Source organism: Acidovorax sp. A1169, assembly GCF_030704685.1.
Classification (GTDB): Bacteria; Pseudomonadota; Gammaproteobacteria; order Burkholderiales; family Burkholderiaceae_C; genus Acidovorax.
In genome coordinates, this window is record NZ_JAUZDX010000023.1 from 1 (window position 1) to 20,076 (window position 20,076).

18 protein-coding genes are annotated in these 20,076 nt (G+C 69.8%); 3 read left to right on the forward strand and 15 right to left on the reverse strand.

What is annotated here, in order from left to right; all coding sequences use genetic code 11:
• Positions 1–159: 159 nt before the first annotated feature.
• Entirely contained in the window at positions 160–966 is an 807-nt protein-coding gene (locus QYL93_RS26745) for an IclR family transcriptional regulator (protein ID WP_305746529.1), read from the forward strand.
• On the opposite strand, the gene QYL93_RS26750 is transcribed toward QYL93_RS26745, so the two are convergent.
• The 6 genes from QYL93_RS26750 to QYL93_RS26775 form a co-directional block, all read right to left on the reverse strand.
• Entirely contained in the window at positions 963–2,261 is a 1,299-nt protein-coding gene (locus QYL93_RS26750) for an O-acetylhomoserine aminocarboxypropyltransferase/cysteine synthase family protein (RefSeq protein ID WP_305746530.1), read from the reverse strand. The genes QYL93_RS26745 and QYL93_RS26750 overlap by 4 nt on opposite strands.
• Before the next feature lie 28 nt (positions 2,262–2,289).
• Positions 2,290–2,766 (reverse strand): CoA-binding protein, encoded by a 477-nt coding sequence (locus QYL93_RS26755; RefSeq protein WP_305746531.1) that lies wholly within the window; start codon positions 2,764–2,766, stop codon positions 2,290–2,292.
• A gap of 24 nt (positions 2,767–2,790) precedes the next feature.
• Positions 2,791–3,405, reverse strand: coding sequence for a thioredoxin family protein (locus QYL93_RS26760; RefSeq protein WP_305746532.1), 615 nt, complete (start codon positions 3,403–3,405; stop codon positions 2,791–2,793).
• 91 nt (positions 3,406–3,496) lie between these two features.
• A complete protein-coding gene (locus QYL93_RS26765; protein WP_305746533.1) occupies positions 3,497–5,713 on the reverse strand; it encodes a protein-disulfide reductase DsbD in 2,217 nt (738 codons plus the stop codon).
• A gap of 57 nt (positions 5,714–5,770) precedes the next feature.
• Positions 5,771–9,517 (reverse strand): DUF748 domain-containing protein, encoded by a 3,747-nt coding sequence (locus tag QYL93_RS26770; RefSeq protein WP_305746534.1) that lies wholly within the window; start codon positions 9,515–9,517, stop codon positions 5,771–5,773.
• A gap of 124 nt (positions 9,518–9,641) precedes the next feature.
• Positions 9,642–10,394: an alanyl-tRNA editing protein gene (locus tag QYL93_RS26775; RefSeq protein WP_305746535.1), complete on the reverse strand. Its 753-nt coding sequence runs from the start codon at positions 10,392–10,394 to the stop codon at positions 9,642–9,644.
• Positions 10,395–10,449: 55 nt separating this feature from the next.
• Here QYL93_RS26775 and QYL93_RS26780 point away from each other — a divergent pair, with 55 nt between their 5' ends.
• Entirely contained in the window at positions 10,450–10,962 is a 513-nt protein-coding gene (locus QYL93_RS26780) for a DUF1569 domain-containing protein (protein WP_305746536.1), read from the forward strand.
• 18 nt (positions 10,963–10,980) lie between these two features.
• A complete protein-coding gene (locus QYL93_RS26785) occupies positions 10,981–11,859 on the forward strand; it encodes a creatininase family protein (RefSeq protein ID WP_305746537.1) in 879 nt (292 codons plus the stop codon).
• A gap of 12 nt (positions 11,860–11,871) precedes the next feature.
• On the opposite strand, the gene QYL93_RS26790 is transcribed toward QYL93_RS26785, so the two are convergent.
• From QYL93_RS26790 to QYL93_RS26830, 9 genes are all read right to left on the reverse strand, one after another.
• Positions 11,872–13,089, reverse strand: coding sequence for an aspartyl protease family protein (locus QYL93_RS26790; protein WP_305746538.1), 1,218 nt, complete (start codon positions 13,087–13,089; stop codon positions 11,872–11,874).
• 91 nt (positions 13,090–13,180) lie between these two features.
• Positions 13,181–13,852 (reverse strand): histidine phosphatase family protein, encoded by a 672-nt coding sequence (locus QYL93_RS26795; RefSeq protein ID WP_305746539.1) that lies wholly within the window; start codon positions 13,850–13,852, stop codon positions 13,181–13,183.
• Positions 13,853–13,933: 81 nt separating this feature from the next.
• Positions 13,934–14,920 (reverse strand): threonine dehydratase, encoded by a 987-nt coding sequence (locus tag QYL93_RS26800; protein WP_305746540.1) that lies wholly within the window; start codon positions 14,918–14,920, stop codon positions 13,934–13,936.
• Positions 14,917–15,555, reverse strand: coding sequence for a LysE family translocator (locus tag QYL93_RS26805; RefSeq protein ID WP_305746541.1), 639 nt, complete (start codon positions 15,553–15,555; stop codon positions 14,917–14,919). Before QYL93_RS26805 ends, QYL93_RS26800 begins: the two co-directional genes overlap by 4 nt.
• 6 nt (positions 15,556–15,561) lie before the next feature.
• Positions 15,562–16,287 carry a VOC family protein gene (locus QYL93_RS26810; protein WP_305746542.1) on the reverse strand — a complete coding sequence of 242 codons (726 nt, stop codon included), beginning with the start codon at positions 16,285–16,287 and terminating at the stop codon, positions 15,562–15,564.
• Complete coding sequence (locus tag QYL93_RS26815; protein WP_305746543.1) at positions 16,284–17,162, reverse strand: PhzF family phenazine biosynthesis protein; 879 nt, start codon at positions 17,160–17,162, stop codon at positions 16,284–16,286. The genes QYL93_RS26810 and QYL93_RS26815 overlap by 4 nt, the downstream gene beginning before the upstream one ends.
• 134 nt (positions 17,163–17,296) lie before the next feature.
• A complete protein-coding gene (locus QYL93_RS26820; RefSeq protein WP_305746544.1) occupies positions 17,297–18,157 on the reverse strand; it encodes a PhzF family phenazine biosynthesis protein in 861 nt (286 codons plus the stop codon).
• Positions 18,158–18,185: 28 nt separating this feature from the next.
• Entirely contained in the window at positions 18,186–18,812 is a 627-nt protein-coding gene (locus tag QYL93_RS26825; protein WP_305746545.1) for a glutathione S-transferase, read from the reverse strand.
• 5 nt (positions 18,813–18,817) lie between these two features.
• Positions 18,818–20,029 carry a PLP-dependent aminotransferase family protein gene (locus QYL93_RS26830; protein WP_305746546.1) on the reverse strand — a complete coding sequence of 404 codons (1,212 nt, stop codon included), beginning with the start codon at positions 20,027–20,029 and terminating at the stop codon, positions 18,818–18,820.
• Between the last annotated feature and the right edge of the window lie 47 nt (positions 20,030–20,076).

The following is a 20,076-nucleotide window of genomic DNA, read 5'->3' on the forward strand; positions in this document are numbered from 1 at the left end:
GTCATGGGGTGTTACCGGTTAATTTGGTTTAGTGGAATGAATTCATCTAAACGGAATGTTTTGATCATAGGCAATAAATTCGTCAATGTCTAATTCATTTGTTTAAGTGGAAACCCCAGGGTGACCGGGATCGCCATGGGCTCGGTGGACAATGGCGCCATGGACGATCCCTCTCGCGACCTTTCCCCTGCCGACGACGAAGACAGCCCGCGCGCGCCGCGCGGCATCCAGAGCGTGGAGGTGGGCGGCCAGCTGCTCAAGGTGCTGGCCCGCACTGGCCGGCGCATGGCGCTCAAGGACCTGGCGCGGGCCGCCGACATGACGCCCGCCAAGGCCCACCCCTACCTCGTGAGCTTCGGCAAACTGGGCCTGATCGAGCAGGACGCCGTGAGCGGCCACTATGGCCTGGGGCCTTTGGCCATGCAACTGGGTTTGATCAGTCTGCAGCAGGTGGACCCGGTGCGGCTGGCGATTGCCGAGTTGCCGGCGCTGGCCCAGCGCATCGGCTACACGGTCTCGGCATCGGTCTGGGGGGACAACGGCCCGACCATCATCCGCGTCGAAGAAGGGCCCACTGCCGTCTACGTGGCCATGCGCCACGGCACCACGGCATCGGTGCGGCACACCGCCACGGGCAAAGTGTTCGCGGCCTTCGGCCCGCGCGAGCGCACAGCGGCTGCCCTGGCCGCCGATGGCCATGCCGGGGCGCTCGACGACCCGGCCTTTGCCGCCGAGCTGGACGCCGTGCGCACCCACCAAGTGGCCGAGGTCACCGACCAGTTGCTGCCGGGCATCAGCGCACTGGCCACTCCGGTGTTCGACGGTTTTGGCCAGCTCGTGCTGTGCTTGGCCGTGATCGGCCTGAGCGCCACGCTGCGCACCGGCCCGGACAGTGCCGCCGCAGGGCATCTGCGCGACATGGCGCGCAGCCTGTCGCAGAGGCTGGGCGCCCCCACCAGCGCTTAGGTTTTTGACAGCGCCTGGTCGATGTCCCAGAGGATGTCGTCCAGGTCCTCGATGCCCACCGATAGGCGCACCATGTCCGCGCTCACGCCGGCACGTGCCAGTTCTTCGTCGCTCAATTGCCGGTGCGTGGTCGATGCCGGGTGGATCACCAGGGTCTTGGCGTCGCCGATGTTGGCCAGGTGGCTCAGGAACTCGCAGGCGTCGATGAACTTCTCTCCTGCCGCGGCGCCACCCTGGATGCCGAAGGTCAGGATGCCCGAGGCACCGGGCGTGCCGTCCACCGCGCGAAACTGCTTTTGCGCCAAGGTGTAATACGGTGAATCGGCCAGGCCCGGGTAGTTGACCCAGGCCACCTTGGCATGGCCCTGCAGGAACTTCGCCACCGCCAGCGTGTTGCGGCAGTGCTCGCGCATGCGCAGGTGCAGCGTTTCGGCGCCCTGCAGCAACTGCCAGGCGTTCATGGGCGAGAGCACGCCGCCGAAGGTGCGGTTGATCTCCATGCGTGCCTTCATGGTGTAGCCGAAGTCGCCGAAGGTCTCGTAGAACTTCACGCCATGGTAGGCGCGGCTGGGCTCCACCATCTCGGGAAACTTGCCGTTGTCCCAGGGGAACTTGCCGCCCTCGACCACCACGCCGCCCATGGTCGTGCCATGGCCGCCGATGTACTTGGTGGCGCTGTGCACCACGATGTCGGCGCCAAAGGCCAGCGGGTTGCACAGGTAGGGGCTGGCCACGGTGTTGTCGATCACCAGGGGCACGCCGTGGGCGTGCGCCACCCCGGCCACGGCCCCGATGTCGAGCACGTTGACCAGCGGGTTGCCGATGGTCTCGCCGTACACGGCGCGGGTGTTGGGACGCATGGCGCGAGCGAAATTCTCCGGATCAGCAGGGTCCACGAAGCTCGTTTCGATTCCCAGGCGTGCAAAGCCCACGCCGAGCTGTCCCACCGTGCCGCCGTACAGGGTGCTGGCCGCCACGATGTGGTCGCCGGTCTTGAGGATGGCCAGCAGCGCCGCCATCTGCGCGGCCATGCCGCTGGCACAGGCCAGGGCCGCGCGGCCGTTCTCCAGGCTGGCGATGCGCTCCTCGAACACCGCCACCGTGGGGTTGCTGATGCGGCTGTAGACATTGCCGAAGGTCTGCAGGTTGAACAGGCTGCTGGCGTGCTCGGCGCTGTCGAAGACAAAGCTCGTCGTCTGGTGGATGGGCGTGGCGCGCGCGCCGGTCACCGGGTCGGGAATGGCGCCCGCGTGGATGGCGCGCGTGCCGAAGCCGTAGTCTCTGTCCTTTTCCATGGGCGAATGTCTCTCTTTGTTCTTCTGTTCAGTAAGGCAGTTGCTGCGGGCGCTTGGCCGAGATCACGCGTGTGTTGACGCCAGCCCAGTTGAGCCCGCCGAACAGGCGCGCATGCTCGATCTTCACGCAGCGGTCCATTACCACCGACAGGCCCGCAGCGCGCGCACGAGCTGCTGCGTCTTCGTTCACGACACCGAGCTGCATCCACAGGCACTGGGCGCCGATGGCAATGGCTTCCTCGGCCAGCGGCGGAATGTCCTCGCTCTTGCGAAAGCAGTCCACCATGTCGATGCGGTGGTCCGCCGCCGCAGCGGTGATGCTGGGGTAGCTGCGCTCGCCCAGGATCTCGCTTGCCATGGGGTTCACCGGCACGATGCGGTAGCCATGGGCCTGCATGTACTTGGCCGCAAAGAAACTGGGCCTGTGCCATTGCGGCGACAGGCCCACGACCGCGATGGTGCGGCAGCTTGCGAGGATATGGCGCAGTTCGCTGATGGTGCTCATGCCACCAGTGTAGGGCGCAGCCGGTCAGGCCGGGTCTTTGTACTTGATGCTGCAGCCGTAAGGACGGGTTGTCGAGGCCGTCAGCGGCTTGCCCGCCAGCGCCTCCGCCAGCCCGGTCTTCACATAGTTCGTGGCGCGCGGGATGTCGTCAACCTTGGCCGAGGCGATGCTGTCGATGCCGCCGGCATAGATCAGCTGGCCCTGCGGGTTCACGATGTACATGTGCGGCGTGGTGCGTGCGCCGTAGGCGCGGCCGGCCGTGCCTTCCTCGTCCATGAGGATGGCGGTGGGCACCGACTGGCGCTCCTTGAGCCAACTGGTCAGCTTGGCGGGCTCCAGGTAGTCGCCGCTGGCCTTCTCGGTGGAATTGACTGCGAGCCACACCACGTTCTTGCCCGCAGCGTCCTTCTGCGTGGCGGGCATGTTGCCGCTGTCGTAGTGCTTGCGCACGAAGGGGCAGCCGGGGTTGGTCCATTCGAGCACCACATGCTTGCCCTTGAAGTCCGACAGGCGCACGGTCTTGCCCGTGGTGTCCTTGAGGGTGATGTCGGGAGCCGGCTGGCCCACGGTGGCGGCGGCCTGGGCACCGGCGGCAGCCAGCACGAGGGGCAGGGCGAAGAGGGTACGTCGAAGCAGCATGGATGAAAGATCTCCAGGTGGGACGGTGGTGGGGCAGTATGGGCGATGCGGCCCCGGATTTCCAGGCGGAGCCCCTGCCGACCGGCTGGTCTTACAGCGCCGCCACCGCGGCGCGCAGTTCCGCTTCGCCCAGGATCTCGGAAAACACCACGGGCGCCTTGCCGGGGGCATGCAGCACATACACCGGCACGCCGCTGCGGCCCAGCTGGGCCAGTGCGGCGGTGATGGCCGGGTCGCGGCGCGTCCAGTCGGCGCGCAGCAGGGCCACGTTCTTGGCGGTGAAGTCGGCCTGTACGTCGGCGTCGGCCAGGGTGGTCTTCTTGTTGTACTGGCAGGTCACGCACCAGGCGGCGGTGAAGTCCACGAACACCGGCCGGCCGCTGGCGACGAGCTGCTCGGCCGCGCCCGGGGTCCAGGCCTGCCACTGCGGACCGGTGGCGCTGGCCGTGGCAGTGGACATGGGCGCCGCAGCCACGTTGGTGATGTGGGGCACGAAGGTCCAGGCCAGCAGCGCCAGCGCCAGGACGGAGACCGGGGCCATGAAACGGCGCGCGGTGCCCGCGAGCGACAGCGCCCAGGCCACCATGCCCAGTGCCACCAGCAGGATCAGCAGCGCGCCCGCGCCATCGATACCGCTTTGCTGGCCCAGCACCCACACCAGCCAGACCACCGTGGCCAGCATGGGGAAGGCCATGAATTTGCGCAGCGTGTCCATCCACGCGCCGGGGCGCGGCAGGGCGCGCGCCACGGCGGGCACGAAGGCGGCGGCCAGGTAGGGCAGGGCCAGGCCCAGGCCCAGCGCCGCGAACACGGCCAGCGCCTGTGGGCCTGGCAGCGTGGCCGTGAGGCCCAGCGAGGCCCCCATGAACGGCGCGGTGCAGGGCGAGGCCACGGCCACGGCGAGCACGCCCGTCAGGAACGAATCGGCCACCGGGTGGCGCGCCTGCAGGTTGGCCACCGACGAAGGCAGGAAATGCCCGAACTCGAACACCCCCGCCAGGTTCAGCGCGATCAGCGTGAACAGCGCCGCCAGCCCCGCCACCACGGCCGGTGACTGCAGCTGAAAGCCCCAGCCGATGGCCTCGCCCGCCGCGCGCAGGCCGAGCATCAGCCCGCCCAGCGCCACGAAGGACAGCACCACGCCTGCCGTGTAGGCGATGCCGCTGAGCCGGTGCGCGCGCCGGTCCTGCGCATGCTGGGCAAAGCCCACGACCTTGATGGCCAGCACCGGGAAGACGCAGGGCATGAGATTCAGGATGAGGCCGCCCAGCAACGCGCCGAACAGCGCTGCGAGCAAGGTCAGGGGCGGGACCGACGAGGTGGCCTGGGGGGCGCGCGACGTGCCTGCGCCCGCCGCATTGGCCTTGAGCGCCGCCTCCAGCGCGGGCGACACGGTGGCCGCTGCGGCCACCGTGGGCCAGGCGCCCAGCACCTTGAGCTCGGCCCGGTAGCCCTGGCCGTTGGCGGCCAGCACCACGGGCATCGGGTCAGGGCTGTTGCTGCGCTGGGCCGACAGAGGCACCTCGGCAGTCCACACCGCGCCCTTCCAGGCCTGGGTCCAGGCGGCGGCGTTCTCGATGACCTCGGGCGTCTCGGGGAAGAGCTCCAGCGTCTTGCCGCGCAGTTCCACAGGCAGGCCCTGCACGCTCAGTTGGAGCGTGTTGCCCTCGATGCGGGCATTGCTGTCGGGCCGCACGCCCTGCACGCTGCCCATCACCGGGCGGGGCTGGGCCGCCAGGGCGGCATCGAACGCCGCACCATGCATGGCCGTGGTGCTGCGAGCGGGGATGGTCAGCGTGAAGTTGCCCTCTTCAGGGATGCATTCCTTGCGGCACACCAGCCAGGTGGCGTGCAGGCGCACCGTGGCATCGTTCGACAGCGCCTTGGGCGCAAAGGTGCTGTCCACCGTGACAGGCACGGGCAGCAGCACCGTGCCCTCGTAGCCGTAGTTGGCCAGGGTGCCGATGGGGATCTTCTTGGGCAGGGGCCAGGCGATCTCGCCCACGTCCAGCCCGGCGGGCAGGGTCCAGGCCATCTCGATGGGCAGGCCGGAATCGCCGGGGTTCTTCCAGTAGGTATGCCACTCGGGCTGGTGGGTGATCTGCAGGCCCAGCCACAGCGGCTGGCCGGGCTCGACGCCTTGTGGTGCATGGGCGATCAGCTCCGCCCGCACATGGGGGGTGGTCACCACGGCGCTGGTGGCCGCGCCACCCTTGGCCGGCAACTGGGCCCAACTGCCCGCGCCAGCCAGCATGACTGCTATGAGAAAGATAGCTCTGGCGAGCAGGGAGGTCGGGCGGTAGTGCATGTTGCAAGGTGTGAGCGCCCAGAAGACCGTTTGGTTCCTGGGCGGGGAAGATGCCCCTTATTGTGTCGCCAGGGTCAGTTGCGCCTGGGGAGACCATTTTTCGGGCTGGGTTCCCGCGCGCGGCGCCGCCAGAAAGAGCCGTTCCACGGGCAGCTTCTGCGCCATCAGGTAGCTGCGCACTGTCTGGCCCCGCTGGGTGGCCAGCTCCTGCGCCATGGCCTCGGTGGCGGGCTGGTTGGCCAGCAGCAGGGCCTCCATCTCGGCCGGGGTCAGCTCGCGCGCCAGGCCCACCAGGTTGCGCGGCTTGGGGATGTCGGCGCGGCGGTACACGTCCTTGAGCAGGGCGGGGTACTCGGCGGCCTGCACTGCTGCGGTGTCGGCCGGGCTGGCGCGGCGCTTTTCGGCCAGCACCAGTTGCTGCAGGTGCTCGCGCTGCAGGCCCTCGCGCTCGGCCTGCAGGCTGGCCTGGCCGGTCACGGTGATGCGCAGGTTGGGCCGGTCGGTCAGCGCCTTGACGACCTTGGCAAGGTTCTGCTGGGCCTCGGGGCTCAGGCTGGCGCTGCCGGGGGCGAAGGGCACGCTGCCCAGTTCGTCGCCGCCGCCCATGGCGCTGGCCAGCAGGCTGAAGGGCGAGATCAGGGCCTTGCCGATCAGGTTGACGATGATCTTCCAGATCACCGGGCCCACGCGGAACTCGGGGTCGTTGAGCGAGCCGCTGAGCGGCAGGTCCAGGTCAATCACGCCATTGCGGTCGGCCAGCAGCGCCACGGCGAGCTTCACGGGCAGGCTGTTGGGCGCGCCGGCCACGGGTTCGCCAAAGGTCAGCTGGTTGAGCACCAGCCGGTTGCTGGCCGTGAGCTGGCCACTCGGGAGCACCTTGTAGGCCACGTCCACGCTGAGCTTGCCGCGCTCGATGCCATGCCCTGCGTATTTGACGGCATAGGGCGACAGCGGTGGCAGCTCCAGGTCGCGCACCTTGCCTGCGATGTCCAGCGCCAACGGCTTGGCCAGTGGGTTGAGTTTGCCGGTGATTTCCAGCGAGGCCGTGCCCTCGGCCTTGCCGCGCAGCTCCAGGTCGGCCAGCACCGGCTCGCCCCCGGGTGCCGCGGTGGAAAAGGCGCTGAGCTTGCCCGTGAGCTCCGACAGGTCGGCCGAGTAGTTGGGCTTGATGAAGAAGTCGGAGAACAGCACCTTGCCGTTGACCAGGCTCACCGGGCCGAACTGCACCACCGGTGCCAGCGGGTCGGCCGGCGCTGCCGCCACGGCAGCGGACGCTGCGGACGCGGCAGGCGCCATCGCGGGTGGCACCGACTTCGCGGCACTGGCGGCATTGGCCGCCTGGGCCTCGGCCGGGGTCTTGGCGATGTCGCCCAGGTTGATGCGGCCGGCCTCGTTGATGGCGATGCGCGCGAAGAAGTCGGCCAGACTGGTCTCTCTGACCGACAGGCTCGGGGCCGTGCCGGGGGCGGTGGCCAGCTCCACGCCGCGCAGGTTCAGGCTCTTCCAGGCCAGCAGTTCCTCGCCCACCTGGGCCTCGGTCTTGGGGGTGGAGGCCGAGGTGCTATTGGCCTGCAGGTCGTCCACGGCGGCGTCGCCCGACAGGCGCAGGCTGGCGCCCTTGTCGCCCTGCGAAAAGGCCACTTGGCCCTTGAATCCCACGTCGGCGCGCAGCAGCTCGATGGCCAACTGGCTCGCCAGGTAGCCGTCGAGCGCGTGCAGCGGCAGGCGCGTGGCCTCGAGCCTGCCCTGCGTGGCCAGCGGCTGCAGCGCCAGCGTGCCCTGGTAGTCGAGCTTGCCAGGCGTGCCCTTGCCTGCGGCCACCTGGGCAGAAATTTTGAGCGCTTCGGGCTTGCTGCCGTCGGTGGCGAGGTTTTTGGCGCTGATGCCCAGGGCCGACAGCTCCAGCGCCACGGGGCGGGCCTGGGCGTTGTCGGCCAGCGCAATGGCACCGCCCTGCAGGCTGAAATCCGCCACGCGCAGCACCCACGGCGCGGCGGCGGGGGCATTCGGTGCCGGGGCGGCTTCTTCTGCCGGGGGCGTGGTGGCCGGCGCCTTCATCCAGCGCTCGAACATCCAGCGCCCATCCGCGCTGCGGTCCACCGTGGCCTTGGGCTGGGTCAGGGCCAGGCTCTCCAGCGTGGCGGTGCGTGTGTCCAATGGCACCTGCACGCCCTTGACTTCCAGCCGGCCCAGGCTGGCCAGCACGGTCTTGCCCTGGCGCAAGGCCAGTTGCTCCAGCGCCAGCGGGCCGGCGGTGAGGGTGACGCCCGTGGGCGCCGCAGCACCGGGCTTCACGGACGAGGCATCGGGCGCTGCCCACTGCACCCCGATGTCGCCGGTGAGCTGGCCCGACACGGCGGGCTCCAGCGCCTGCGCCAGGTAGGGGGCGGCCACCTGCAGCGCCAGTGCGGTCACAGTCGCCTGCACCTGCGCCTTCTGGTCGGTGGCCTCGCCCTTGAAGCCCAGGCTGCCATCCTGCAGCTTGAAACCCCCCTCGAAGGCCACGGGGTGCGCCCAGGGCAGGGCCAGGTCCCTAGCATCCAGCGTGAACTCGCGGGCTTCTAGTGCAGCGGCCGGGCGGGTGGTCTGGTCGCCCCAGCGCAGCGTGCCGCCGCGCACCAGGGTGTGGGCGACCTCCACGGTCCAGGGCCTGGCGGTCGCGGGCTTGCCCGCAGCGGCCGAGGCTGGGCGAGACGCGGTACTGGCAGCGTTGGCGGCAGGCGCCGCCGCAGCGGGCGGGCTCTCGGGCGCCAGTTGCGCCAGGTTGATCTGCCCGTCGGCATTGCGCGTGGCATTGAGCACCGGGGCCGTGAGCTCCACCTGCGACAAGCGCACCACCTGGTCGAGCGGGCGCACGTCGGCCAGGTCGACCTTCAGGCGCTCGTAGCTCAACAGGTCCTGCCCCTGGCGGTCCGCCAGGCGCACGTCGCGCGCCTGCACGCTGCCAGTGAGCTTCACGGCCATCTTCGGTGTCTGCTCGAAGGCCACCTTCAGGTCCACGTCCAGGGTGGCGCCCTGCACCTTCACGGGCAGGCTGGCTGGCAGGTAGGCCAGGTAGGGGGCCAGGTCCACGCCGTCCCAGCGCACGCTGGCGTCGGTCTTGCCCGTCTGGGCGAAGGGCGTGCCCTGTGCGGAAGAGTCGAAGCGGCTGCCATTGAGGGTGAAGGCCAGGTGCGGCTCCACCTTCACCTCGCGCTGCGAGGGCAGAGTGCTGATGAAGGGCACGGTGAGCGCCAGGCCGCGCACGGTGTGTGTTTTGCCCACGCTGCGGTCGTCGTAGTCGATGCTGCCGCCGACAAGCGCCAGGTTGTACAGCGCCAGGCGCGCCGGGCCGGTGTCGGGCTTGGGTTCGGCGGGCGGTTCCGTGACCTTGGCGATGATGTCGTCCACGTCGTAGCGGCCCTCGCCCAGGTGGGCGATGTGCAGCACGGGTGACTCCACCGTGAACTCGTCCACCACCGGTGCCAGGCGCAGCAGCGATTGCAGCTCGCCATCCACGTGCACGCGGGCGATGGTGAGCTGGGGCTTGTCGCTGCCCTCGGCGCCCGCCACGGCGATGTCGCGCAGCGTGAGCTCCAGCGACCAGGGCTTGAAATCGATGGCCCCCACCGTCACCGCGCGGCCCAATTGCGCGCTGGCCGCACGCTGCAGCGGCCCCTTGAGCAGGGGGGGCACGGCCAGCCAGGCCAGCAGCCACAGGGCCAGCAAAGCCGCCAGGGCAACAGCAGCACGGCGCGCCCAGCGGTGCTGGCGCAGGGCTGCCAGGGAGGGGCGGGTCAGGGAAAAGCGCTTGGGAAGAGGCATGGAGGCAACTGAAAACGTCGGGCGGTCAGGGGAGCGACGCCGCAAACGGGCGGCAGGCCGCCCAAGGTACCACCGCGCAGTACCGCGCGGTGTATCCAGAGGTGTGGTTGATGTTTGTTGACGTTCAGGCGGCGAAGCCCAGCACCACCCGCCGCGTGGTGGCGCTCTTCTTCTCGATCTTGGTGACCACGATGGCGCCGATCTCTGCGGTGTTGGCCACGTGCGTGCCGCCGCAGGGCTGCAGGTCGATCAGCGGGGCACCGCCCTCGCCGCCGATGCGGATGGTGCGGATGCGCCCCGAACCGCGCGGGGGCTGCACGCTCATGCTCTTGACCAGGGTCGGGTTGGCGTCGAGTTCCTCGTCGCTGATCGAGGCCACGGTGAGCGGGTGGCCTGCGGCCACCAGCGCGGCGATGCCGGCGGTCAGCACCTCCTTGTCGAGCGGGTCGGTCATCGAGAAATCCAGGCGCGCGTACTCGGGCGTGATGGAGCAGCCGTTGACCAGCTGCGGCACCAGGTGGCACAGCAGGTGGGTGGTGGTGTGCAGGCGCATCAGGCGATGCCGGCGCTCCCAGTCGATGCGGGCCGTCACGGGCGCGCCGGTGGCGAGCGCCGCCAGTTGCGCGTCCTGGCCCGGGGCGGGCACATGCACGATGTCGGCGGTGGCTTGGCCTTCGGCATCCTTGCCCTTGCGCGTGTCGGCCATGGCGATGGCCGTGCCGTCGGCCAGCAGCAGGTGGCCGCTGTCGCCGGCCTGGCCGCCGCCCAGGGGGTAGAACACCGTGCGGTCGAGCACGATGCCGGCGTCGGTGATGGCGGTGATGCGGGCGCTGCATTCGCGCAGGTAGCCATCTTCTCGGAACAGATCGTGGGTCATTCCCGGATGGTAGCGGCTGCGGCGCGCGCTTGCAGGGCGCTACCATCGGTGCACCATGAAACGCCGCACCGCCCTGATCGCCGCCCCCCTGCTCCTGGTCCCCGCCTTCGGCTGGGCCGATGAGCCCAAGGTCGCCGACCTGTCCGGCGCGCTGCGCTGGCTGGACCGGATGGAGGCAGCGCCCCAGGCCCGCACCAATGGTGCCTGGCCGCTGGTGGCGGTGCTGGAGCATCTCTCTCAAAGCATCGAGATGAGCATGGACGGATTTCCCAAGGAGAACAGTGCCCTCTTCCAGCGCACGCTGGGTGCGGCTGCGTTCGGCTTCTTCGGCTGGCGCGGGCGCATGTCGCACGGCCTGGCAGAGCCCATTCCCGCAGCGCCAGCGCTCACCATGTCAGGCGAGTGGAAGCCAGCATCCCAGCGCCTGCGGGCCGCCATCGCGCGCTTCAACGCCCACTCGGGGGCGCTGCGTCCGCACTTTGCCTATGGTGTGCTGGACAAAGTCGAGTTCGCACGTGCCCACACCTTTCACATCGCCAACCACCAGGACGAGATCATTCTGGGCTGAGGCCGCTACCATGGCGGCATGACGCAGCCACTGGTGCCTCCCTCTTCTCCATCCACCGCCACGCCCCCGCGCTGGTGGGCCGATCTCGGCACGCGCGATTTCGCCCAGCGCAAGGCCTCGGGCCTGGCAGCGCAGACCGTGGCCGTGCTGCCCGTGGCGGCCATCGAGCAGCATGGGCCGCACCTGCCGCTGTCGGTGGATGCCACGCTGTTGCAGGGCGTGATCGACGCGGCGCTGCCGCTGTTGCCGGCCGAGCTGCCAGTGCTATTTTTGCCGCCACAGAGCGTGGGCCTGAGCCCCGAGCACATCCGCTACCCCGGCACGCTCACGCTGTCGCCGGCCACCATCATCGCGCTGTGGACCGAGCTCGGTGAGTGCGTCGCACGCGCCGGTGTGAAGAAGCTGCTGCTGTTCAACGGCCATGGCGGCCAGGTCAGCGTGATGGACATCGTGGCGCGCGAGCTGCGCACGCGCTGCGACCTGCTGGTCTACAGCGCCAGCTGGTTCAGCCTGCCCCTGCCCGAGGCGGTGGCCGGCCAGTTCAGTGCGGCAGAGCACCGCTTCGGCATCCACGCGGGCGAAATCGAGACCTCGATGATGCTGCACCTGTCGCCCGGCACCGTGCACATGGCGCATGCGCAGGACTTTCGCTCCACCTCGCAGGACCGCTCGGAGCAGTACGCCATCCTGGGCAACGGCAAGAGCGCCAAGCTCGGCTGGCAGATGCAGGACTACCACCCGGCCGGTGCCGTGGGCAATGCCGCGGCCGCCGCGGCCGACAAGGGCCGGCGCGTTGTGGACGCCGCCGCCACCCAACTCGTGGCCCTGTTGCAGGAGATGGTGGCATTGCCGCTGAGCACCCTGCGCGACGCGCCGGACGGCGCCAGCCCGCCCTGAGTCAGATCTGAGTCAGACCAGTTCCCGCAGCACCAGCGTGGCCTGGCGCTCGGCACCATCGGCGGCACGCAACTGCAGGGCGAGCGCCGTGCCGGGTGCCGCGGCCAGTTGCTCGCGCAGCCAGCCGGCATCGCTGGCGCCCAGGCCATGCCCCTGCACCGCCAGCAGCGCGTCGCCCGGCCGCACACCTGCCTGGTCCGCCGGGCTGCCGGCCACCACATGGAGCACCTCGAAGCGCTCGCCATTCCAGCGCGCCACCAGACCGCTGCGTGGCCCGGCAAATGGCTCGCTGGAAGCCGCCTGGGTCTCCAGGTACAGCGCGCCGCCGGCCACGTCGATGGTGACGGCAAAGCGCCGCCACAACTCGCCCCCCAGGTTTCCCATCCAGGCTTCGCTGCCGAACAGCCCCCCTGTGGCGAGAGACAGGTGCACCGGTACCTGTGGCCATTGCCAGGGGCCCAGCTCGAACACGGGCAGGCGTGCCACATCCGCCCAGGTGGTGCCGCCCACGCTCACCCCGGTGGGCATGCGCACCGAGGGCTGCAGTGCCGTGCGCAGGTCCAGCCGCTCCACCGCGGGGCGAAACAGCGTGACGGCCCCGCCGTCGCCGGTGTCCACCGAGAACCAGCCGGTGTGCCCTGCGGCGCTGGCCTGGACCAGCATCTTGCCGCCGGGCAGCACCTGCAGGGGCAGGCGCACGGCCCCCGGTGGTGGTGCCAGCCCGCCCACGGGCGCCAACGTGAGCTCGCCACGGCCATAGTCCAGGCGCGCTGCGAAAGCGCGCCAGAACGTGGCGCCCAGGATGCCGTCGCAGGTGAATTCGTCGGGCAGCGGTATGACGAAGGCCACTGAGCGCCGCAGATGCACGGCATCACCCACAGCCAGGTCGTCCAGAAACGTCCAGGGCACGGGCGGGGCCGATGCCTCGGCCCCGGAACTGGGCACCCGCTCCTCGGACAGGGGCAGACCCAGCATGGCCGCCGTGCCCGGCGTGAGCACATTGTGGTCCGCCCCGGTGTCGAGCAGAAAGCGCAGGGGCTGGCCGTTGGCACGCACCGCCACCGACACATGGGGGTGTTGTTGCCGTTGCATTGGAACCGTGACGCCGCCGGGCGCGATGACCTCGGCCTGGGGACTGGCGGCGCCCAGGGAGCCGCCGCAGCCGCTCAGGGCGCCGAGCAGCGGAAAAGGGGTCAGAAGGGCATGGCCCAGCAGGCGGCGGCGGCGCATGGCAACTCCAGACAGTGCAAGAGTTGCTATTAAACAGCAATTATTTATTGTTTCGCAATAATTTTATTCAAGCCAGCACGGCTGGAAGTTTTTACGCGTGCGTCAGCCAGTCCGCATGCTCCAGCGCCTGCAGGTGGGGCAGGGTGTTGAAGGTCTGCAGCATCAAGCGCTTGGGGCTGATGCTGAACTCCGTGACCGCGCTGTTGCGGATGCGCATGTTCAGCGCAATCGTCACCTCGGGCGCGGTGCCCAGCACCTGGCCCACGGCGGTCGAGATCGGGCCGCCACTGCTCACCAGCAGCACGTTGTGCCCCACGTGGTGCTGGCGCACATGGTCGAGCACAGCCCGAACACCGGCGCTGAACTCGTTCCAGCTGGGCATGCCCTGCGGGCTGATGACGCCCGCCATCCACTGCGCGAGCGCGTCGCACAGCAGGCGGAAATGGTGGCGGTAGAGCTCCGGGGTATCGGGCTTGGGAAGGGGCTGCGGGTGGATGGCGGTGATCAGCGCATGGCTGTCGTATTCATTGAGGCCGGGCATCTGCAGCACCTCGGGGGTGGTCTGCAGACCTTCGGCAACGCCTTCGAGCGTCTGCGTGTGGCGGCGCAGCGTGCCGGTGATCACGGCATCGAAGACCTGGCCGCGCTCGCGCCAGTGCTCACCGAGGCGCACAGCCTGCTCGCGCCCACGGGGGCTCAGCTGGTCATAGTCTTCTGCGCCAAACGAGGCCTGGCCGTGGCGCACGAGGTAAAGGGTTCCCATGCGCCGGATTGTGGGCAGGCACCGGCCCCCCGTTTGTCTCCCAAGCGACCGGCGCAGCCGCGCCAGTAGCCTTGGAGACAGCTAGCCCGCCAGCACGCGGCTGAACACCGGCGCGTCGACATTGCCGCCCGTGAGTGCCAGGCCCACCGCCAGGCCGCGCAGGCGGTCGCGCTCCTGCAGCGCTGCGGCCAGGGCGGCGGCACCCGCACCCTCGGCCACGTTGTGCGTATCGGTGTAGATCGCGTGCATGGCGGCGGCCACTTCGGCATCCGTCACCTGCACGATGTGGTCGATGTGCGGTGCCAAAACGGACAGCGCATCCGTATCGGCCACACGGCAGGCCATGCCGTCGGCCAGCTCGGTGGTCACGGGCGCTTCGACCACGCGGCCCGCGGCCAGCGAATCGGCATAGGTGGTGGCATGGCTGCTCACCACACCGACGATGCGCACGCCGTGGCCGGGCGCCAACTTGGCCGCGATGGCCGAGCACGCGCCCGAGCCCTGGCCGATGGGCACATAGGCCACGCCGAGCTGCGGCACCGCCCGCAGGAACTCCCACCAGTAGGTGCTCACGCCGCGCAGCAGGTCGGCGTGAAAGCTGGGCACCATGTGCGCACCGCGCTCGGCGGCCAGTTGCATGGCATGCTCGCGCGCCTCTTGGAAGTCGCTGCCGTGCTCGATCAGCGTGACGCCCAGCGCAAGCATGGCGGCGTTCTTCTCCACCGAGTTGCCCCGGGGCACGACGATGGTGCAGGCCACGCCGTGGCTGCGCGCAGCCCAGCCCATGCTCTGGCCGTGGTTGCCGCGTGTAGCGCTGACCACCTCGCGCGGCAGCGCCCCACGCTTGGCGAGCTGGTCGAAATAGGTGAGCCCGCCGCGGATCTTGAAGGCCCCCACGGGCGTATGGTTCTCGTGCTTGAGCCAGCAGTCCGTGCCCAGGCGCTCGCTGAGCAGGGCCCAGCGGTACTGCGGCGTGGGCCCAAAGTCGCGGTAGACGACCTGGGCGGCGGCCTCGATGTCGGCCAGGCCTGGCAGCCAGGGCAGAGGGGTGGAAGGCAGGGCGCTCATGCGGCAGGCCTCTTTTCGGTCAGCAGGCGCACGGCCAGCAGGCCCAGCACCGTGCCCATCACATAGCGCTGGGCGCGCATCCAGCCCTGGCTGCGGTTCATGAAGAGGGCCACGCGCGCCGCGAACAGTACCAGCAGTGCATTCACCAGGGCGCTGGTGCTGATCTGCACAGCGCCCAGGGTCAGGCTCTGCAATAGCCAGTTGCCGCGCTCGGGGCGCAGGAACTGTGGAAAGAACGACAGGTAGAACATGGCGACCTTGGGGTTGAGCAAATTGGTCATGAAGCCCATGAGGAACAGCTTGCGCGGCGTGTCGTGCGGCAGGTCGCGCGCCTCGAACGGGGCGGTGCCGCCGGGCTTCACAGCCTGCCAGGCCAGCCACAGCAGGTAGGCCGCGCCCGCGATGCGGATCGCGTCGAAGGCCATGGGCACGGCGGCCAGCAGGGCCGTGAGGCCGAGCGATGCCGCCAGCAGGTGCACGCCGAAACCGGCGATCACGCCACCGAGCGATAGCAGCCCGGCACGCGGGCCCTGAGTGAGGCTGCGCGAGATGCAGTAGACCATGTTGGGCCCGGGCGTGAGCACGAGCAAGAGGGACGCGAACGCAAAGATCAGCAGTTCCTGGGGGGTGAGCATGGTGGGTTACTCCGGTGAGGGCGGGGGTGGCAGGGCGCGCGACTGCAGGGCAAGAGCGCCGCGCGGGGTGAGCAGTCGCGCGTGCAGCTGGGCCAAGGGGCCTTCCGTGGGCATGGCCACGTCGCGCAGGCCCGCAGCGTCACAAGCCGCGCGCAGGGCGCGGGCGTCGGGGTGCTGCAGTTGCAGGGACTGCAGCTGTACGCCGCTGGCGGGCAGGTGGTCGCAGGGGTGCATGGCGCCCCATTCGATCAGCGTGGGCAGGCAGCCGTCCCACAGGCGCTGGCCGTCGTGCCGCACGGTGATCTGCCACTGCAACAGGCCCTGTGGTGTCGGGCGGCTGGCGGTGAGGGCGCGGCCCCGGTCCACGCCTAAGCTGGCGAGCGCGGCCAGGCTGGTGGCCACGTCGGGCACCGAGGCCACCCAGTGCATGAGCTGCGGGCCGTGCTCGGCGACCTGCTGCTGCAGCGCAATATCGTCCATGTCGAACCAGCGCCGGTCACCGTCAGGGATGCTCTTGCTGCCCTGCGGGTTGACCGCGATGATCTCCAGGTAGGCGCGCGGATGGGCTGGACTGGAGACATTGAGCAAGCGGTTGTGCGTGCCCATCAGCGGGTGCTCGCCGCCCGCAGCGGGGGTGACGCCGAGCGTGCGCTCGCACCACTCCACGCCCGTGGCCAGGTCGCGGGCCAGCACCACCAGGTGGTCGATGCAGGCTGCGGTCTGCGCCGTCACAGCAGCACCTCGCCCTGCACGCAGGTCACCGAATGGCCGCCGATCCAGATGTCGCTGCCTTCCTGGTCCACATACACGCGGCCTGCGCGCGCCAGGGCGGTGCCCTGGCTGGCCACATAGTGCGCAGGGGCCAGGCCTGCGCCGATGAGCCACTGCGCCAGCGCCGCGTTCAGGCTGCCGGTCACCGGGTCTTCGGCCAGGCCGTTGTTGCCCGGGAAAAAGGCGCGCACTTCGAAGGCGATGTCCTCGCGGGCGGTGTCGGCACCGATCACGCCCACCTTGCCGCGCGGGCCCACCACGCCGATATCGAGGCCCGCCAGGATGGCGGCATCGGGCCGCAGCGCCAGCACCTGCTCGGCCGATTGGAGCATCACGCCACGCCACTTGGGGCCGTTGTCGCACCAGGCGTGGTGCAGGATATCGGCGCGCTCCACCCCCAGGCCGCGTGCGATGAGCGCCACGTCCGCTTCGTCCAGCGGGCCGCTTTGCAGGCGGGGCGGGGCGGCAAAGGCCAGGCGCCCAGCGTCCTGGCGCAACGGCACCAGACCCAGCGCGCATTCCTGAACCACGCGGCCCGGGGTCTGCGGCTTGCCGCCCGCGCCCAGCCAGGCGTGGCAGCTGCCCAGCGTGGGGTGGCCGGCAAAGGGCAGCTCCCGCCCGGGGCAGAAGATGCGCACGCGGTAGTCGGCACCCGCCGCCCGACCCTCGGGCGTGGGCGGCAGCAGAAAGGTGGCTTCGGACAGGTTGGTCCAGTTCGTGAACTCCTGCATGGCCTCGGTGGTGATGCCTTCGCCGTCGAGCACCACGGCCAGCGGGTTGCCGCGGTATGCCGTGGCGGTGAAGACGTCGACTTGCTGGAAGGGGCGCAGTTTCATGGGAGAGCCTGTCAGGTAGATGGATGGGGTGGGGGTTTCGGGGAGCGGGCACGCCGGGGGCGGCCCTGGGAGCCAAAGCGGGGGCACCGGGGGGGGGGTTCAGCCGCTGGCGTGGATGGGGATGCGGGGCGGTTTCACAGCAGCACCGTGCCTTCGATGCAGGTGACGGAGCGCCCGCCTACCCAGACCTGGTGGTCGTCCTGGCGGATGTGCACCCGTCCTGCGCGGCCCAGGCACTCGCCCTGGGCCACCTGGTAGTGGTGCGGTGCCAGGCCTTCGGCAATCAGCCATTCGGCCAGGCTGGCGTTGAGGCTGCCGGTCACCGGGTCCTCACGGTTGCCCATGGGGGCGGCAAAGGCGCGCACGACGACTCCGGGCCGGCTGGTGTCGCTGGCGCCGGTGCCCACGTGCACCACCCCGACCGACTGGCCCAGGTCCATCAGGCGCGCATGGTCGGGTTGCAGGCCGAGCACGGTGTCGGCGCTGTCGAGCAGCATGCCCAGCCACACCGGCCCGTTGTCCAGCAGCTGCGTGCCCAGGATCTGCGCCGGGCGCACACCGAGGGCGCTGGCGATCAGCGGCACCAGCGCCGGGCTGGGCGCGCTGCGCTTGAGCGGCGGCGCGGCAAAGGCCAGGGTATGGTCCTCACGCCGGATGCGCACCAGCCCCAGCGCGCATTCCTGCACCACCATGCCTTCCTGGCGCGGTGCGTTGCCTGCCTGCAGCCAGGCGTGGCAGGTGCCCAGCGTGGGGTGGCCGGCAAACGGCAGCTCGCCCTGGGGGCTGAAGATGCGCAGGCGGTAGTCGGCGCCCTGCGCGCGGCCGGCCTCGGTGGGCGGCAGCAGGAAGGTGGTTTCCGACAGGTTCATCCACGCGGCAAAGCGGCGCATGTCCGCATCGCTCAGGTCCTCGGCCTCCAGCACCACGGCCACGGGGTTGCCGTCGCCGGGGTGGTCGCTGAACACGTCGATCTGCTTGAAGGGGCGTGGATGCATGGTGCGGTCTTGCGGGCGGATGGTCCCGTCAGGATAACGCCTGGTCGAGCACGCCGCGTGCGCCCGAGCGCGAGCTCACCGCCTGGTACCAGCGCTCCAGGTGCGGCCGGGCAGCCCTCTCCTGGGGCAGGCCCCACCAGCGGTGGATCTCGCAGCCCACCGGGATGTCGGCCATGGTGAAGCGCTCGCCAGCCAGGAAGGGTTGGCGCGCCAGGTGCGCGTCCAGCAGGTCCAACAGGGGATCGGTGGCCGCCACCGATGCGGCGATCAGCGCGTCATTGCGCTGCGCGGCCGGCGTGCGTATCCACTGGATGAAGGCATCGCGCCCCGCCGGGTTCAGCGTGGTCTGCTGCCAGTCCATCCACTGCTCGGCCGCAAAGCGCGTGGCGATGTCCTCGGGGTAGAGCTCGCCCGGCGCGTTCCGGGCGCACAGATAGCGCACGATGGGGTTCGACTCCCACAGCACCACGCCCGTGTCCTCGTCCTCGATCAGCGGCACTAGGCCGTTGGGGTTCAGGGACAGGTAGTGCGCTTCGCGCACGATGCCGAACTGCCCACCCGCATCGGTGCGCTGCAGGCTGATGCCGAGCTCCTGCGCGGCCCAGACCACCTTGCGGACGTTGATGGACGACAGCCGTCCCCACAGGCGCAGCACGGTGCTCAGCCCTGTGCCCGGTGGTCGCGGATGGCCGCTGCCAGCGCCGCGATGCCGGTGGCGATCTGCTCGGCCGTGGAGGTCACGAACGACAGGCGCAGCGTGCGGTGGTCGGCATCGTCGGCGTAGAAGGCGGCGCCGGGCACGAAGGCCACGTTGCGCTCCACGGCCTTGGGCAGCAGTTCGATGGCGCTCATGCCTTCGGGCAGACGCACCCACAGGAACATGCCGCCGTCGGGCTTGTTCCATTCGACGGACAGGCCCTGCATCTCCTTGTCCAGCGCGGTCAGCATCGCGTCGCGCTGCTGCTTGTAGAGCGCGCGGATGGTGGGCACATGGCGCTCCAGAAAGCCGTCCTTCATCACCTCGGCCACCATGCGCTGGTTGTAGCCGGGGGTGTGCAGGTCGGCTGCCTGCTTGGCCTGCAGCAGCTTGGGGTAGACGGCCTTGGGCGCCACCAGGTAACCCAGGCGCAGGCCCGGGGCCAGCACCTTGGAGAATGAGCCCATGTAGATGCAGCCGTCGGGGTTGCGCGCAGTCAGCGGTGCGGGCGGCGGGCCGTCGAACCACAGGTCGCCATAGGGGTTGTCTTCCACCAGCGGCAGGTTCAGCTCGGCGGCCTTGGCCACCAGCTCGGCGCGGCGCGCATCGCTCATGGTGCGGCCCGTGGGGTTCTGGAAGTTGGGCAGCACGTACAGGAAGCGCGCCTTGTCGGCGCCCGTGCCGACCCTGGCCACCAGGTCATCGATGCGCACACCCTGCTCGTCGCTGGCCACCGCCACCACCTTGGGCTCCATGGGTGTGAAGGCCTGGAGGGCGCCCAGGTAGGTCGGCGTTTCCACCAGCACGCGGCTGTCGGTGTCGATCAGCACCTTGGCGATCAGGTCCAGACCCTGCTGCGAGCCGGTGGTGATCAGCACCTGCTCCGGGTCCACGTCCCACGGCAGAAAGGCGGCGATGGCTTCGCGCAGCGGTGCAAAGCCTTCGCTCGATGCGTACTGCAGCGCCGAAGGGCCGTCGTTGGCCAGCACGGCGGCCGAGGCGGCGGCAAAGGCTTCGACCGGGAAGGTCTTGGGCGAGGGCAGGCCGCCGGCCAGGCTGATGATGCCGGGCTTTTCCGTGACCTTGAGGATTTCGCGGATGACCGAGGGATTCATGCGCTCGGCACGGCGCGCCAGGGTCCAGGGGCTGGTGTGGGGAAGGTCGTTCAGTTTCACTCTCGTTCTCCTGCGGTGGTCCTAAGAACCGGTTGCAAAGTCATCAG